This window comes from Chelativorans xinjiangensis, from assembly GCF_009812055.1.
Lineage (GTDB): Bacteria > Pseudomonadota > Alphaproteobacteria > Rhizobiales > Rhizobiaceae > Chelativorans > Chelativorans xinjiangense.
On sequence record NZ_WQNH01000011.1, the window covers coordinates 108,461 to 124,897 of the forward strand.

Annotated in this window: 11 protein-coding genes; 2 read left to right on the forward strand and 9 right to left on the reverse strand. The window is 66.6% G+C overall.

Going from position 1 to position 16,437, the window contains the following annotated elements:
• Positions 1-252: 252 nt before the first annotated feature.
• The 6 genes from GM910_RS10160 to GM910_RS10185 form a co-directional block, all read right to left on the reverse strand.
• Positions 253-1,503 (reverse strand): phenylacetate--CoA ligase family protein, encoded by a 1,251-nt coding sequence (locus GM910_RS10160; protein ID WP_159587402.1) that lies wholly within the window; start codon positions 1,501-1,503, stop codon positions 253-255.
• Between the two features lie 21 nt (positions 1,504-1,524).
• Positions 1,525-2,202: a zinc metallopeptidase gene (locus GM910_RS10165; RefSeq protein WP_159587403.1), complete on the reverse strand. Its 678-nt coding sequence runs from the start codon at positions 2,200-2,202 to the stop codon at positions 1,525-1,527.
• Positions 2,203-2,344: 142 nt separating this feature from the next.
• Positions 2,345-2,839, reverse strand: coding sequence for an Omp10 family outer membrane lipoprotein (locus GM910_RS27965; RefSeq protein ID WP_484482033.1), 495 nt, complete (start codon positions 2,837-2,839; stop codon positions 2,345-2,347).
• Positions 2,809-4,254: a homospermidine synthase gene (locus GM910_RS10175; RefSeq protein WP_159587405.1), complete on the reverse strand. Its 1,446-nt coding sequence runs from the start codon at positions 4,252-4,254 to the stop codon at positions 2,809-2,811. The genes GM910_RS27965 and GM910_RS10175 overlap by 31 nt, the downstream gene beginning before the upstream one ends.
• Before the next feature lie 90 nt (positions 4,255-4,344).
• A complete protein-coding gene (locus GM910_RS10180) occupies positions 4,345-5,583 on the reverse strand; it encodes an aminodeoxychorismate synthase component I (protein ID WP_159587506.1) in 1,239 nt (412 codons plus the stop codon).
• Positions 5,584-5,751: 168 nt separating this feature from the next.
• Positions 5,752-7,614 carry a M3 family oligoendopeptidase gene (locus tag GM910_RS10185; protein ID WP_159587406.1) on the reverse strand — a complete coding sequence of 621 codons (1,863 nt, stop codon included), beginning with the start codon at positions 7,612-7,614 and terminating at the stop codon, positions 5,752-5,754.
• A gap of 198 nt (positions 7,615-7,812) precedes the next feature.
• On the opposite strand from GM910_RS10185, the gene GM910_RS10190 reads away from it, so the two are divergent.
• Together GM910_RS10190 and GM910_RS10195 are read left to right on the forward strand one after the other, a co-directional pair.
• Positions 7,813-9,303: a sigma-54-dependent transcriptional regulator gene (locus GM910_RS10190; protein ID WP_159587407.1), complete on the forward strand. Its 1,491-nt coding sequence runs from the start codon at positions 7,813-7,815 to the stop codon at positions 9,301-9,303.
• 196 nt (positions 9,304-9,499) lie between these two features.
• A complete protein-coding gene (locus tag GM910_RS10195; protein ID WP_343032979.1) occupies positions 9,500-11,296 on the forward strand; it encodes a peptidoglycan L,D-endopeptidase MepK in 1,797 nt (598 codons plus the stop codon).
• A gap of 14 nt (positions 11,297-11,310) precedes the next feature.
• On the opposite strand, the gene GM910_RS10200 is transcribed toward GM910_RS10195, so the two are convergent.
• The 3 genes from GM910_RS10200 to GM910_RS10210 form a co-directional block, all read right to left on the reverse strand.
• Positions 11,311-11,955, reverse strand: a complete 645-nt coding sequence (locus GM910_RS10200) for a 2-dehydro-3-deoxy-phosphogluconate aldolase (protein WP_159587408.1) — start codon at positions 11,953-11,955, stop codon at positions 11,311-11,313.
• Between the two features lie 71 nt (positions 11,956-12,026).
• Positions 12,027-12,911, reverse strand: a complete 885-nt coding sequence (locus tag GM910_RS10205; RefSeq protein WP_159587409.1) for an N-acetylmuramidase domain-containing protein — start codon at positions 12,909-12,911, stop codon at positions 12,027-12,029.
• A 1,313-nt stretch (positions 12,912-14,224) separates the two neighbouring features.
• Entirely contained in the window at positions 14,225-16,228 is a 2,004-nt protein-coding gene (locus GM910_RS10210; RefSeq protein ID WP_246225956.1) for a DUF4139 domain-containing protein, read from the reverse strand.
• Between the last annotated feature and the right edge of the window lie 209 nt (positions 16,229-16,437).

A 16,437-nucleotide genomic window follows, 5' to 3' on the forward strand; every position in this document is an offset into this window, starting at 1 on the left:
CCAACGCTCGCGCCTCCCCTCCCCCCTTCGACAAGCTCAGGATGGGGAGGGGTAAGGGGTGGGGGTCGTGGCGACGCGCATCTGCGCATCCCCAATGGCAAGAAAAGACAATCACCAACGACGGCAGGCGAGCGCGTCTAACCCCTCCCCACAAGGGGGAGGGGGATCATGTCGTGCTCGACCGCGACGACCCTACCCGGCCGCTTCGCGGCTGCCCTTCCCTCGAGGGGGAGGGGAAAGGGAGTGCAACGGTTAGCCGGCGTAGTCCCGTTCGTCGGCGATCACCTTGCCGTCGTTGGGCAGCGAGCCCGGAGGGGCGATTTCCACCGCGCCGCCGAGCTTGGTGATCTCGCGCAGGGAAGCGGCGACGGCCTCGGTGTCGACCGATGCCCCGCCGGCCGGTTCCACGTGCAAGGCCATGACGTCAGCCGAGCCCTTTCGTGTCACCACCAGGCGCGCCCGCGAAAGCTCGCGGTGGCGCTTCATCAGCTCGGCCACCTGCTCGGGGTCGACGAACATGCCCTTGACCTTGGTGCGCTGGTCGGCGCGGCCCATCCAGCCCGTAATCCGCATGTTGGTGCGCCCGCAAGGGCTCACCCCCGGCAGAACGGCGGAGAGGTCGCCGGTGCCGAGCCGCACCAGCGGATAGGCAGGGTTGAAGCTGGTGACGACCACTTCGCCCACTTCGCCGTCCTCCACCGGCTCGCCGCTGCCGGGACGGACGATCTCGACGATCAGGTTCTCGTTCACCACCATGCCGGGCAGCGGGTTTTCTTCCGTATCCGCCGCCTCGTAGGCGATGACGCCGAACTCCGCCGTGGCATAACACTGGAAGACGCGGACGCCGCGCTCCGCATATTCCGCCCGCAGCGAGGGGAAGAGCGCGCCGCCGGAGACGAGGCCGAGGCGGAAGGAGGAAAGGTCCTTGTCCGCGTCCGCCGCCCGGTCGAGCATGACCTTCAGGAAATCCGGCGTGCCGCAATAAACCTGGGGCCTCAGCGCGCTTGCCGCCTCCACTTGGCCGTCCGTATTGCCGGTGCCGGCGGGAAAGACGGTGCAGCCGAAGGCGCGCGCGCCCTCGTCGAGCACGAAGCCGCCTGGCGTCATGTGGTAGGCGAAGGCGTTGTGGACGATGTCGCCGGGCCGCACGCCGGCGGCGAAGAAGGCGCGGGCGGCCTGCCAGGGGTCGGTGCCGGGCTGCGGCTCCCAGATGGGGCCGGGGGACATGAAGACGCGCGTGCCTTTCAACGCGTCGGCTGCAACAAAGCCGCCGAAGGGGGGCTCCTCGCGCTGGCGCTTCAGGAGTTCCGCCTTGCGCAGGACGGGCAGCCGGGCAAGGTCGCGGCGCGAGTGGATCTCCTCGGGCGCGATCCCGCCGAGCCAGCGGCGCAGGCCAGGCGCCTTTTCCATGGCGTCCGCCAGGAACGCCGGCAGCCGGGCGAAGAGCTCCATCTCCCGCTGCTGCGGCTCGCGGGTCTCGAGGCTGTCGAAATGCGCGCCCATGAACTCCTCCCTTTGCGCCCCTTATCGCAGGAGCCTGATCCAGCGCGCAAGGTTGACGAGCGAAATCAGTGCGCCGGCGAGATAGGTGAAGGCGGCCGCGCGCAGGACGGAGCGCACGGCCGGCATATCGGCGGCGGCGACGTACTCGCCTTCGTCGAGGATCGGCAGCGCCTTGGCGAAGCTGGCGTCGAATTCGACCGGCAGGGTGACCAGATTGACGATGACGCGGACCGACAGGAGCCCGATGCCGACGGCGATCAGCGCCAGCATGGCCATCGGCGTGCGAACGAGGATCGCCAGGACAGGCGCGGCGACGAAGAAGACGCCGGCCAGCCGGTCCGTGGCCTGCGCCATGCGGGCCAGCACCTGCCGCATCGCCAGCAGCCTCTCGCCGCGCGCGTCCTGGATGGCGTGCGAGACCTCGTGTGCGGCGATCGCCACCGCCGACAGCGAACGCCCCGAATGGTGCCGCGGCAGCAGGCGGACGGCCTTGCCTTGAGGGTCGTAGTGGTCGCCGGCATCGGTGGTCTCGACGGTCACATGCGCCAGTCCGAAACGGTCGAGAAGGTGGCGGGCCAGCTCGCCGCCGGTGCCGGGCAGGTCCGGCCGGTCGGCGGCGTGGCGGGAAAGCGTATGGCGCACCCAGAGCTGCGGCAGTACGACGATGGCGAGGATGGCAAGAGCGGCAAAGCCTATCATCCGGCCACCTCCGCCGCCGGCAGCGGTCTCCTAGAGCAATTCCAGGAAAAGTGGAAACCGGTTTTCCGTCCGGAATTGCGACAAAACAATGAGTTAGACCAGTTCATCGATTCCGTGAAACGATGAACTGGTCTAGAAGAGGTCAGCCCGCCCGGGTCAGAACGAAATTCTGCCCTGCAGAGCTCGTGCAGTTCATCTGGTTGAAGCGGCCGCCGGCTGCGCCGACCTTCAGACAGTTGACGGTCTGCGGCTCGCGGACGCGGGACTGCACCGATATCTGCACCATGCCGCCCGGCTGCTCCTGATAGCTTCCGGTGGCGAGAACCTCCCCGGTGTCGGCTGCTCGGGTCTCGAAGGCGCCGCCTCTGAAGCTGGACATGATCCCCTCGGCACCAAGCCATTGTCCCTCCACGCCGCTCTGCCGTATCGGAGCAGGCCCCCCTCCCGAACCGACCATCGCACAGCCGGAAACGGCCAGCATGGACGCCAGGGCCGCGCAGGAAACAGATTTTCGAAACGTGACCATGACGGCCTCCTCATGTAAGGGAAGTGGCTTTTTCGCCGGTCTTTCAGTGAAAAGGCAAGCGAAAGTCGCCGCACAGCGCGCTAACGCACCAAGATGTTGCGGAATTGCCATGGGTCCTCCTCGTCGAGGTCCTCGGGGAAAAGGCCCGGCCGTTCATCGATCGGCGTCCAGTCGGTGTAATAGCCTTTCACCGGCCCGAGATACGGAAGCTGGATTTCAAGGCAGCGCCGATAGTCCATCTCGTCGGTCTCGACGATGCCGGCCTCCGGGTTTTCCAGCGCCCACACCATGCCGGCCAGCACGGCGGAGGTCACCTGCAGGCCGGTCGCATTCTGGTAAGGGGCGATCTCGCGCGTCTCCTCCAGCGAGAGCTGCGAGCCGTACCAGTAGGCATTCTTGTCATGGCCATAGATAAGCACGCCCAGTTCGTCGATGCCGTCGACCAGCTCGTTCTCGTCGAGCACGTGCTGGACCGGCTGCGGCTTGCCGGCGGCGCCGAACATCTCGTGCAGCGACAGCACCGCGTCGTTGCAGGGGTGGTAGGCGTAGTGGCAGGTTGGGCGGTAGGCGGCCTCGCCGTTACCCCCACGCAGGGTGAAGTAGTCGGCGATCGAGACGGACTCGTTGTGGGTGACGAGGAAGCCGTATTGGGATCCGGGCGTCGGGCACCAGGTGCGCACGCGGGTATTCGCCCCCGGCTGTTCCAGGAAGATCGCCGCCTTGCACCCCTCCTTCTGTTCGCGCGCGTTCTCCGGCTTCCACTTCTCGTGCGTGCCCCAGCCAAGTTCGGCCGGCTGCATGCCTTCCGAGACGAAGCCCTCGACGGACCAGGTGTTCCAGAAAACGTCCATGGGCTTGGGGTTCCTGGCGCGCTGGGTGTCGCGCTCGGCGATGTGGATGCCCTTGACGCCGGCCTTCTTCATGAGCGCGGCCCAGCCTTCACGGTCGTCCGGGCCGGGCTCCTCGAAATCGAGCTTCATATCCCTCGCCAGATTGACGAGCCCCTTCTTGACGAACCAGGAGACCATGCCCGGATTGGCGCCGCAGCAGGAGACGGCGGTGGTGCCGCCGGGGTTCTTCTGCTTTTCCCGGCGCACGGTTTCACGCAGCGCATAATTGGTGCGCGAGGCGTTGTCGGCGGTTGTGTCGAAGTAGAAGCCCAACCACGGCTCCACGACGGTGTCGATGTAAAGCACGCCGAGCCTGCGGCAGAGCTTCATGAGGTCGAGCGAGGAGGTGTCGACGGAGAGGTTGACGCAGAAGCCCTGGCCCTCGCCTTCGGTGAGAAGCGGGGTGAGGAACGCCTCGTAGTTCGCCGGGGTCACGGCTTCCTTCACGAACTTGATGCCGCGCTCGTCGAGCAGCTTGCGGTCGGTGTCGACCGGGTCGATGACCACCATGCGTGATTTGTCGAAGTTGAAATGGCGTTCGATGAGGGGCAGCGTTCCACGGCCGATCGAGCCGAAGCCGATCATGACGACAGGGCCGGTGATCTCACCGTGAATGGGCCAGTCTTTGTTAGCCATTTCAGGGGGGTTCTCCTCGTTGGGCGTGCGTGAAGACCTACGGTCAAAACACAGAACGGCGTCACAATAAAGGGAGAAAGCGCCGGCGGCTCACGGGGAGGCGGGTACCTCGCCCGTGGCGAAACCGGCCTTCAGGAGGCATTCGGCGTACTCCCCGCGGGCCGTGGAATCGAAGACCACGCCGCCGCCCACGTTGAAGACGGCCTCGCCGCCCGGATAGAGGGAGATGGTGCGGATGGCTACGTTGAAGCGCATGCGCCCGTCGGGCGCGGCCCAGCCGACAGCGCCGCAATAGACGTCCCGCGGGGCGGCCTCCAGCTCTCGCAGGATCTTCATGGCGCTGATCTTCGGCGCACCGGTGACGGAGCCGCAGGGGAAGAGTGCGGAGAGGATGTCGGCGAAGGTCACGCCTCGCGAGAGCTTGGCGCGCACGCGGCTGATCATCTGGTGCACGGTTGGGTAGGTCTCGACATGGAAGAGCTCCGGGACGTCCAGCGTGCCGACCTCTGTGATACGCGAGATATCGTTGCGCAACAGGTCGACGATCATGCGGTTTTCCGCCTGGTTCTTCGGGTCGTTGCGCAGCGCTTCCTTGAGGGCGGCGTCCTCCTCGGCCGTCTTGCCGCGTGCCATGGTGCCCTTCATGGGCAGCGTTTCGATCCAGCCGTCGGCCGAGACCTCGAAAAAAAGCTCTGGCGAGCGCGACAGCACCACCGGGCCGCCGAGATCGATGAAGGCAGCGTAGCGCACGGGTTGGCGCGCCGTCAGTGCGTCGAAGAGCGCCAGCGGCTCGCCTTGCCAGCGGGCGGCGACGGGAAAAGTGAGGTTGCCCTGGTAGCAATCGCCGCGGCGCAAATGGCGGTGGAGGCGGGCGAAGCGCGTTTCGTAATCTGAAAAGCTCCAGGTGGCGCGCGGGGCAAAAAGGCCGGGGGATGTGTCGGTGGCCGGCTGCTCCGTCGCGTCGATATCCGCCGGCGCACCGAAGACGCCGAGGCACAAGAGCGGCGCGCGCCGTATTTCCGGCAGGTAGGGCACCAGCGCCGGCTCGAGCACGTAGCCTGCTTCGTAGGAGATGTAGCCGGCTAGCCATTTTCCCCCGCCGCGTGCCGCTTCCGCTCGTTCAAGCGCGGGGAGGAGTTCGGCCGGCTCGTGGGCCAGGAGGATTTCCTCCGGCGCGGCGAAGCTCAGCGCCTCGCCTTGCAGGTCATTGCGAAAGAGCGCGACTTGGCGGCTTGGGCCTGAATGAACGTGTATTTCTGGCGCTTGAGACAGGCCAGAGGCCCGTTTATCTCTGCGCCCCTTCGCGCCCCCCTCTGTCCTGCCGGACATCTCCCCCACGAGGGGGGAGATTATACTTGCCGCTTGCTCCGGCGTCTCTCCTGCAACGTTGACGGCTGGCGAAACCATCCGTGACGGCCAATCTCCCCCCGTGTGGGGGAGATGTCCGGCAGGACAGAGGGGGGCGCGAAGGGGCATCGACATATCGAAGTTACGATATCACTCCTCGTCCAGCTCTTGCAGCTCGTCGATAAGCCCTTCGATGACGGCAAGCCCCTTGCCCCAGAAGGCGGGATCGGAGGCGTCGAGGCCGAAGGGCGCCAGAAGCTGCGAATGATGCTTCGTGCCGCCGGCCTTCAGAAGCTCGAAATACTTCTCCTGAAAGCCTTTCTCGGCTTGGCTGTAGACGGCGAAGAGGGAATTCACCAGGCAATCGCCGAAGGCATAGGCGTAGACGTAGAAGGGCGAGTGGATGAAGTGCGGGATATAGGCCCAGAACGTCTCGTAGCCCTCGCGCAGCTTCACCGCCGGTCCCAGGCTCTCGGCCTGCACCTCCAGCCACAGTTCGCCCAGCCGGTCCGACGTCAGCTCGCCCTTGCGGCGCTCGATGTGCACCTTGCGCTCGAACTCGTAGAAGGCGATCTGGCGCACCACCGTGTTGATCATGTCCTCCACCTTCTGCGCCAGCATGGCCTTGCGCTCGCGCCGGTCGGTGGTGCGGTCGATGAGCGAGCGGAAGGTCAGCATCTCGCCGAAGACGGAGGCAGTTTCGGCCAAGGTCAGCGGCGTCGCCGACATCAGCGCCCCCTGCTCGCCCGCCAGCACCTGATGCACGCCGTGGCCGAGCTCGTGGGCGAGCGTCATCACGTCGCGCGGTTTGCCCATGTAGTTCAAGAGCACGTAGGGGTGCACGGAGGGCACCGTGGGATGGGCAAAGGCGCCAGGCGCCTTGCCGGGCCGCACCGGCGCGTCGATCCAGTTGTGTTCGAAGAAGCGGCCGGCGATCTCCGCCATCTCCGGAGCGAAGGAGCGATAGGCCGAGAGCACCGTTTCCCTGGCCTCGTCCCAGCCGATGACGGTTTGCGGCGCCTCGGGCAGGGGGGCGTTGCGGTCCCAGTGGCTGAGCGCGTCCATGCCGAGCCACTTGGCCTTCATAGCGTAGTAGCGGTGCGAGAGGCGCGGGAAGGCTTCGCGCACGGAGCTTGCCAGCGCATCCACCACCTCTCGCTCAACCCGGTTGGCGAGATGGCGTGAATCGGCCACGTCGGCGAAGCTGCGCCAGCGGTCGGAGATTTCCTTGTCCTTGGCAAGCGTGTTGGTGACGAGCGTGAAGAGGCGGATGTGCTCGCCGAGCGTCGCCGAGAGCGCCTCGGCCGCCTTGCGCCGCTTCTCGCCGTCGGCATCCTGCAAAAGGTTCAGCGTCGGCTCGAGCGTCAACTCCTCGCCGTCGACGGCAAAGCGCAGGCTCGTCATGGTCTCGTCGAAGAGGCGGTTCCAGGCGCCGTGCCCGACCATCGAGCTTTCATGGAAAAGCTGTTCGATGCGGTCTTCGAGCTGGTGCGGCCTGTCCTTGCGGATGTCCAGCACCCAAGGGCGGTAGTGGCCGAAAAGCGCATCCTGTTCGAGCGCGGTGTCGATCAGTGCGTCGTCGATCTTGTTCAGTTCGAGCGTGAAGAAGAGGAGCCGCGTGCTGGCGTCGGTCAGCTTCTCCTGGACGTCGCCGTAGAATTTCGCGCGCTTTGGATCCGACGTGTCGGAGGCGTAGATGAGGCCGGCATAGGAGCCGATGCGGCCGAAAAGCTCGTCGAGCCCTTCATAGGCGCGCACTGCCTCGCCCAGCCGTCCCTCGCTTCCCTTCGCCGCCTCGTCCGCCAGACGGCCCTTCCACGCTTCCTCGAAAGCACGGGCCTCGCGCTCGGCGCGCGTCAGGTCGTCGGTTACCTCGCTGCTGTCCATCGCCGGGTAGAGATCGGCAAGGTTCCACTCGGGCAGGTTGCCGAGATCGGCTGCTTTGCGGGCGTCTGCGACCGCGGCTTCCGCTGCGCGGGCGATGTTGCCGGACCGATCTGGGGATAGAGCCATGAGGGGGTACTCCTGTCTGCGGGCTCAAAGCCCGTTCGAGCTGCGGAACGGATTCTTAGTTTCCTGAAAGGAATCTGTCTTTTTTGATATCAAGGATTCATTCACCGGGTTTCTTGAATGCCTGTTTAGAAGCCTGTGCCATGTTGTTCCAGTCCGCCAACAAGCGCATTTGCGCGTTTCTTTAAAGCTGTTGTATTCATGTCCGATACGATCCTGATAGTTGATGATGACCCGGTGCAGCGCCGCCTTCTCGACGCGGTGGTCCGGAAACTGGGTTATGAGCCGGCACTTGCCGAGGGGGGCGAAGAGGCGCTCGAAGCCGTGAGCGGCGCGCGCTCGGCGCAGCTGCGCGCCGTCGTCCTGGACTTGATGATGCCGGGGATGGACGGCATCGAGGTGATGCGGCGCATGCGCCGGGCCGGCATCCACGTGCCCGTCATCGTGCAGACGGCCCAAGGCGGGGTTGAGACTGCGGTGGCGGCCATGCGTGCCGGTGCCTTCGATTTCGTCGTCAAACCCGTTTCGCCGGAGCGGCTCGGCAAAGCGATCCGCAATGCGCTGAAGGTCGAGGCGCTGGGAGGCGTGGTGCGGCGGAAGCGCAGCAGGGAAAAGGGCTTTTCCTTCAGCGATATCATTACCGGCAGCCCGGCCATGGAGCGCACCATCCGGCTGGCCCGCAAGGCAGCCGCCTCGGACATCCCCATCCTCATCGAGGGCGAATCGGGAGTGGGCAAAGAGCTGATCGCCCGCGCCATCCGCGGCGAGAGCACGCGGCGGACAAAGCCCTTCGTCACCGTCAATTGCGGCGCCATTCCCGAGAATCTTGTGGAAAGCATCTTGTTCGGCCACGAGAAGGGTGCCTTCACCGGCGCCACGGAGAAGCACACGGGCAAGTTCATCGAAGCGACCACGGGCACGCTCTTCCTCGACGAGATCGGCGACCTGCCGGCGGACGTCCAGGTCAAGCTCCTGCGCGCAGTGCAGGAAGGCGAAGTGGATCCGGTGGGCGCCCGCAGCACGGTGAAGGTCGATATCAGGCTGATCTCGGCCAGCAACCAGAATTTGCTTGAACGCGTGAAGGAGGGGCGTTTTCGCGAGGATCTGTTCTACCGGCTCAACGTATTCCCGATCATGGTGCCGCCGTTGCGCGAGCGTAAGGAGGATATCCCGCTCTTGGTACAGCATTTCATCGGCCGCTTTGCCGGTGGGGTTCCCGGAGCGCATATCTCCGGTATCACCGCCGAGGCGCTCGATATGCTGTCGACCTATGACTGGCCGGGGAATATCCGGCAGTTGGAAAATGCCGTCTTCCGCGCGCTGGTGCTGAGCGAGGGCGAATTGCTCGCGGTGGCCGAGTTCCCGCAGATTCGCGCGCAGGTGGATGGTATCGACGAGGTATTGCTCGCTCCGCCGGAGCGGGAGGCGGCGCACGAGGATGCTGCCGAGGGCGGCGGGGAAGCACCGCTGCTCCGTCAACCGCCTCGCCCCGCGCTGCGTGTTTTCGACGAGGATGGCCATATACGGACGCTCGAAGCGACCGAGCGGGAGATGATCCATCTTGCCGTCGAGCATTATGGCGGACAGATGAGCGAGGTTGCCCGCCGGCTCGGCATCGGCCGCTCCACGCTTTACCGCAAGCTCAAGGAAATGGGTATGGACCCGGCAGAGGGGCGCGGCCAGTCGGACTGAGGCCGGATCGGCCAGCGGCTTTAGCCTTCGTTCACCACGCCCGAGCCAAATGGCGCCGTGCCACGTTGTCGCCACGCTCCTGGAGCATTGCCGTTTCAATAAGTCTCGGTTAACCATTGTCATGGAGACTGCGCATACGTTCGGGGGGCGATGTGCGGCTCTCGTTTCGGGGACAATTTCTGCCGAAGGCCAAGGTTTGAAAAACGACGACGTTTCGCATCGCCGATTGCGCAAGGGAGGGTTCGGGCCGGTCAAGGTTCTGGCCGGGCTGATGCTTGCAGTGACGGTCCTTTTTACCGCCGCCCAGGCGGCTACCGCCGAGACCCGTACGCTGAGGCTCTATTTCCTGCATACCAAAGAGCGGGCCGAGATCACCTACAAGCGCAACGGCCGCTATTTGCAGAGCGGCCTCAACCAGGTCAACCAATTCCTGCGCGACTGGCGCCGCAACGAGCCCACCAAGATGGACCCGCGCCTGCTCGACCTCCTGTGGGAGGTCTACCGCGCCTCGGGCTCGCGCGACTATATCAACGTCGTCTCGGCCTATCGCTCGCCAGCGACGAACGCCATGCTGCGCAGCCGCTCCAGCGGCGTGGCCGAGAAAAGCCAGCATATGCTGGGCAAGGCGGTGGACTTCTACCTGCCGGATGTGAAGCTTTCCACGCTGCGCAATCTCGGCCTGAAGATGCAGGTCGGCGGTGTCGGCTACTATCCGCGTTCGGGCTCGCCTTTCGTCCATCTCGACGTGGGCAATGTGCGCCACTGGCCGCGCATGAGCCGCAAGGAACTGGCTTCGGTCTTCCCCGACGGCAAGACGCTGCATGTGCCTTCCGACGGCAAGCCCTTGCCGGGATACCAGCAGGCGCTCGCCTCCTATGAATCGCGCCAGCGCAACGGCGGTTCCATCCAGGTGGCGGACGATAGCGGCAGCCGCAGACGCGGGCGGGGGCTTCTTGCCGCGCTCTTCGGCGGTGGCGCCGACGAGGAAGAGGATAACGCCGATACGCAGGTCGCTGCTGCGCCGCGCCCGGCGCAGGCAGTGCAGCAGGCGCAGCGGCAGCAGGTGGCTCAGCCGCAGCAGGCCCAGCCGGAGCCCGAGACGCCGGCCACCATCCTTGCCGCGTTGCCCGCCCGCTCGGTGCCCGTGCCTCGCGGCGCCCCGCGCCCGACGGTCGATATCGGAACACCGCTGCAGGTTGAGGCATCGACGCCCGAAAGCGCCGAAGAGGCAGCACCCCAGGAGGAGGCGGTGCAGGTGGCGCTCAATGTGCCACGGCCGACCCGGCGGCCGGATTATACACCCGCGGAAGAGGCGGTGGAGAGCGAAGACGATGAGACGATGCAGGTGGCGACCGCCTTCGTCACGCCCACGCGCCGGCCGGAGCCGCCGCGCTCTTCGGACGCGATCGCCGAGATCCTGGCCGCGCAGAAGGATGGCGTGGTCGAGAGGGATGCCCCCGGGAGGGATGCCAAGGAGATGCTGACGGCCGCTATGCCGGTGCCGGCAGTCGCGACGGGCGTTGAAAGGCCCGAATATACCCTCGCCGTACTGCCTACGGCGCCGACGCGCGCATCGGGCGGGCAGGAGCGCCAGGCGGCGGCAGATGCCGGGCCGGCTACCAAGGAGCAGCGGATCGCTGCGTCGCCGCGCGCGGCTCTTTTGAAGGAGAGCGGTGGCATGTCGCCGGAAGCGCTCCTCTCCGGCAACGTGAAGACGACGCCCAAAGGCCCCAAGCCGACCCCGGTGGACACACTCGCCGAGCCTAAACCGATGGTGCTGCCCGTAACGGTGGCGACGGCTCAACGCATGCTCAGCCGGGAATCGGTGCTCGACAGGACGCAGCACGCGGACGTTCCCGCCTTCAGCGCCGAAATCGCCGCCGCGCCCAAGGCCGTCTACACCGGCGGCTTCGAGCAAGGCGTCGAGGTGGCCGATGCCCGCAGCTTCAGCGGCAGGGCCGTTACCTTCCTGTCGGTGGCGAAGTTCGAGTAGAATAATCCGCCCGATTATCGGCGGGCAAGCTTGGCCGCTTCGCGCGCCAGGTCTTCCACCGCCTGCCAGTTGCCGGCGGCAAGTTCGGCGTCGGGCGCGACCCAGGAGCCGCCGATACACACTACATTGGGCAACGACAGATAGTCGGCAGCGTTCTTCGGCGAGATGCCGCCGGTCGGGCAGAAGCGCACACTCGCAAGCGGCGAGGAGAGCGACTTCAGGAAAGCCGCGCCGCCGGCCTGCTCCGCCGGGAAGAACTTCAGGATATCGTATCCCTCGTCGCACATGGCCATGACCTCGCTGGGCGTGATCGCGCCCGGCAGGAAGGGCACCTCCGACTGGGCGGCCGCGTCCAGGAGCTCCTGTGTGGTTCCGGGTGAAACGATGAACTGCGCGCCGGCCACCGCAGCGCCGGTGAAATCCTTGCCCGTCAGGATGGTGCCGGCGCCGACGATGGCTTCCGGCACCTCGTCGACGACCAGGCGGATCGCATCCAGCGCGTCGGGCGTGCGCAGCGTGATCTCGACCGCCGGCAGCCCGCCCTTGGCGAGCGCGCGGGTCAGCGGGACGGCATCGGCGATGCGATCGATCTTGAGCACCGGGATGACCGGCTGCCCCGACAGGATCTCCAGAAGCTTTTCCGTTTTCTTCTTCTTCATCGCTGGCTCCAGTGTGGGGTTTCGGTGCATCTCATAGACCGATTCAACGCGAATTCAAATGCCGCGGCCGCTCAGGGTTTTGCGATACGCTGCCATAGCGCGGCGATGCCGTCCCGCAGTGTCCGGCCGGTGTCGGCCAGCGGCAATGCCTTTTCCATCGCCTCCATGGTTGCTGGGCCGAAAATGCCGTCGGCCGTCAGCCCCTGGTGGCGCTGGAACAGCGTGACCGCCGCATCGGTCTTGGGACCGAAATCGCCGTCGGCGGCCACCGCGTGGCCGAGCGCGCGAAGCAGGTTTTGCAGATGCCGCACCGCCGTGCCGCGGTCGCCCTTGCGCAGGAGGCCGAGCGGCGCACCGGGCACCGCTGCCAGCTGGCGGGCGTGGCGGCGATAGGCGAGGGAGAGTTTCACGTGGTAGCTGTTCGCGGCGAAGGCCGGGCCGTTATAGCCGCGGGCGAAGGCCGCCCAGTCGCGACGCCCGAGCGGCTCCATCAACCCGGCCTTGCCGATATAGCGCAGCATGAGATCGAGTTCGCCTTCCAGTCCGCTGCGCGCCCGGTCTACCAGCGCATCGACGTTCTCAAAGCCGAGCCAGGCCCAGTGGGCGCCCATCACCTGCCCCATGCCCCAAGAGGTGGATTCGTAGGCGGCGCGGCGGTCGATCTCGACCGCGCGCTCGAGCATCCGCCAGCGCGCGGCCTGCCCCGGCGGGTTGTGCACCGCGCCGGCGGAGGGGGCCGCAAGGCCCTCGCGGCGGGCCAGTTCCCGGTCCGGCGGGGAAAGGCGGCGATCGAAATAATGACCTTCGAAACGGATCAGCGGCTCGCGCCTGCCGTTAACGACCGCGTGCGTCCTGCCGCCGGTCTCCACCTCGACCACCGCGAGGAGGAGGGCGGGTTCGAGGCCGGCGCGGCGGGCGGTGTCGATGATGCGTTCTATCGTGTCGGCGGAAAGCATGAAGGGGACCTCCGTTTCTTGTCTCGATCCCATTTTCCGCCGATGCGCGCCGACGGGGATAAATGCGTGCGCTTTTTGCGTCCGGAATTTGCGGTATGTCGCCTAACCATTTGTTTTTGCACGTAAAGATTAGCGGTATGGTGATCCGCCTTCGCATAATTTATCCCCGCCGCCGACCGTAGGGATGTGCGCCATCCTTGCCACGCCCGGTTTTCACCGTCTGGCCATTTGGTTCGACACGCTCACCATGAGGTGAGTGGGAAGCGGGGCGCGTCTTCGGCACCGCACGAGGCGCTTTGAGGGCGCCTCAAATAAGGCGCGTCCAACGCGCCCCGCCGGAGTCTGTCCCGACAGTCGGCCGATCACTCGGGCTTCCCGTTCTTCCCGGCTGCACCCAATTGGGGGCTTTGCCGGGCCGGACGAGAAGCCCTGGCGGCTTCTCCGCAATGCCGGCAACGCTGTCACCCAGCGCTCCCGGCACCGCCGGCCTGTCGCGGGCCCTCAGGCCTCCGGGTACCGAGCCCGAAGGGAGAGGTCTCCGCCGCTCTCCCTGATCCCCGGTCCGGACCCGGTTCCCGTAAGAGCGATGGGGACCATGATAAGGGGGCGGCGGGGAGCGTGAATAAAATTGGCGGGAAAAAATCAAAAAAGTTGGTCGGAGTGAATGGAAACAATGGGTTGGCGGGGGAGAAAGTTTTTGTGGCTACAGATTTTATCCCCGCGCTGAACCAACACATTAGGCCAGACGGCATGGTCGACCGCAAGGAATGTTACTTGCCGCCTCCAAACGCGCGTCATCCCGGAAAGCCGAAGGCTTGTCCGGGACCCATTCCGGAAGGTGGACGAGTCACGGAATGGGTCCCGGACAGTCTCCGCTTCGCTCCGACTTCCGGGATGACGCGCGCGGGTGGGGTGGAGATGGGCACGTAGTACGCGCATGTCGCCGCGCGGCCGGGGTGACGCGCGGGTGGTGGGTTTCCTTGAAATGCCGGCGCCCCTTCGCGCCCCCCCTCTGTCCTGAGCTTTGTCGAAGGGCCGGACATCTCCCCCACGAGGGGGGAGATTGTGCCGGCCGCTTGCTTTGGCGCCATTCCTGCAATGCTTGCGATTGGCGAAGCCCCCCATGACGGCCGATCTCTCCCTCGTGGGGGAGATGTCCGGCCCTTCGACAAAGCTCAGGACAGAGGGGGCGCGAAGGGGTGCTGGCTTGTCCGAGGAGCCCGCAGGGCGAAGGTGGAGGCTTTCCGGGGTGGAGCCGAGATAACGCCGTGCGGGTCCGGTCGAGCCGAAACGAAGGTGTTGGCCGGTGCCGCCTAGAGGTTGCGGATGAAATCCGCCACTTCCTCTTCGAGCTCCCTCGCCCTGGCTTCCGCTTCGCGCCGGCGGTCGGTCAGGCCGGCGATCCGATTCTCTTCCTCTTCGAGCATGGAGACGTAGCGCTGGCCGAGCGTGCTGTCGGCGGGGACGGCGGCGAGGTTGTCGCGGATGCGGGCCTGGCTGTCGGCGGCGCGTTCGAGGTCGCGTTCCATGTCGTCCACCTCGCGCGCGGCCTCAGCGGCCCGTTGCCTCAGTTCGGCGAGTTCGGCGAGCTTCGATGCCGTGTCCGGGTCGGCGGCCGCGCCCGACCAGCCGAACAGCGCATCGGCATCGGCATTCAAGAGAGCGAAGACTTCCGTGTCGCTTCTCTCGGCGGTGGCGACGACCTCGGCCGTGCCTCCGGCGGCGACTTCCACCCGCAGGCGGTGATGGCTCGGGGTGGCGCTATCGAGGGCGCCGGAGGAGAAACGCCAGCCGTTGCGGCGGGGATGCTCGATGATCAAGGTGCGCGGCGCGTCGGCGGCGCCCTTGACGGAGTAGGTGGTGGTGAGGCGGGAAAGGCGTGTGGCGCGAACCGTCCCGTCGACGATGGCGATGCGGCTGACGGTTTCCCGCGGCTGCGACTGGGTTGTGACCTCCACCTTGCGGTCGGCGGCGAAGCTCGCCATGCGGCTTTCGCCGGCGGGCAGGCCGGTGAGCTGGGCGTCGCCGATATACCCGTCCCGGTCGTCATAGACGGTGAGGAGGCCGGGCGGCAGGCTTGCCGCGGTGGCGTTTTCCAGAAACAGGGCGGCGACGGGATGGGTGTCGTTGCGCTCCGGCTGGAAGACCGAAACCCGCTCGGCCGGCACCTCTTCGTCGACGAAGGGCACGGAAAGGGTCTGGCCGGCGGCAAGATCGACGGGAGAGGGCAGGCGGTAGGTTGCCGTCGTCTCGCCCTCCTCAGCCACCGCGCGGCCTATCGGGGCGGATGCCGGCATCTCGGCCGACATGACGGCTTCGGGCGCGGCCATCATCTGCTGCCGCATGTCGAAGCCCGCCTCCTCGTCTTCCTCAGCCATGGACATGGCCTTGGCGGCGTCCGGGCGCGGCGGTGTCGCGCTCCCCGCCGTGACCGGGACCTCCGGCCGCTCGTGCCAGTAGCGCTGGTGCAGGCGCTGCGCGAGGGTGACCGGGGCGCCGGAGGAGAGGGTGAGCGCGACGTTCTGCCAGTCCTCGCCGGTGGCGTTCTCGATCACCGCCCAGGCCTGCAGGCGGGCGGTGCCCTCGCCGCCGGTCACCAGGCGGTATGCCGTCTTCCAGACGGGCGCGGGCACGACGTAGGAAAGGCCGACGGCCCGGCTGCCCTCGCCCGACAGCTCGACCGCTATCGAGCGGATATCGTCGGTGCGGCCGCGGCCGCTGACGCTTGCCGCCTCCCGCACCTTCTCGCGCATCGCCTCGTCGAGGATGTCGAGCACGGCGTCGGCGCCGAGGTTCAAGACCTCGATCTCGCCGGAATCCGTCATGACGGAGAGGATGCGCTCGGTGCGGGATGTCTCGCCCTCCCCGGCCTGCCGGGTGCCGACGCCGAGAACGACGCCTTCGACCGTGCGGCCGCCGGAGGATGCGCGGACGCCAACGCCCTGCAGGGACGCCGCCAGATCGGGAAGCGACCCCATCTCCTCCGGCGTGAAGGGCAGGCGCCGGAACGTCTCCTCGACGGGCGACAGGCCATCCAGCGTCACCGCGCCGATGGCGCCGGCCGGATCGCGGACGAGGAGGCTTTTCAGGATGTCGTCGACCTGCTCGAGGGGGACGTCGATGCGCAAGGTGCCCGATCCGTCGACGGGGGCGCTGCGGTGGACCTCGGCCAGGCCGCCGGAGGACAGCGTGATGGCCTCGATCCGGCTGCCGGATGCCCCCTCGGCCATGACGGGCGCGGCCAGCGCCAGGAAAATGGCGGCGGCGCCCGGCATGAGCGGCCATGCCGGCGTCAATCGGCTTTCCAGCTTTCTCATCGTCTCCTCCTTGGCTGATGGCCGGCTTATCCTACCCGTCCTGCCGCGGGGAGGCACCCTCCCCGCGCAGGGCGCTTATCGGTTCCCACAGATCATATCGGTGGTGGAGGGGGTAGAGGGTTCGGTGATGCCGGCACCCCTTCGCGCCCCCCTCTGTCCTGAGCTTTGTCGAAGGGCCGGACATCTCCCCCACGAGGCAGGGGAATCGC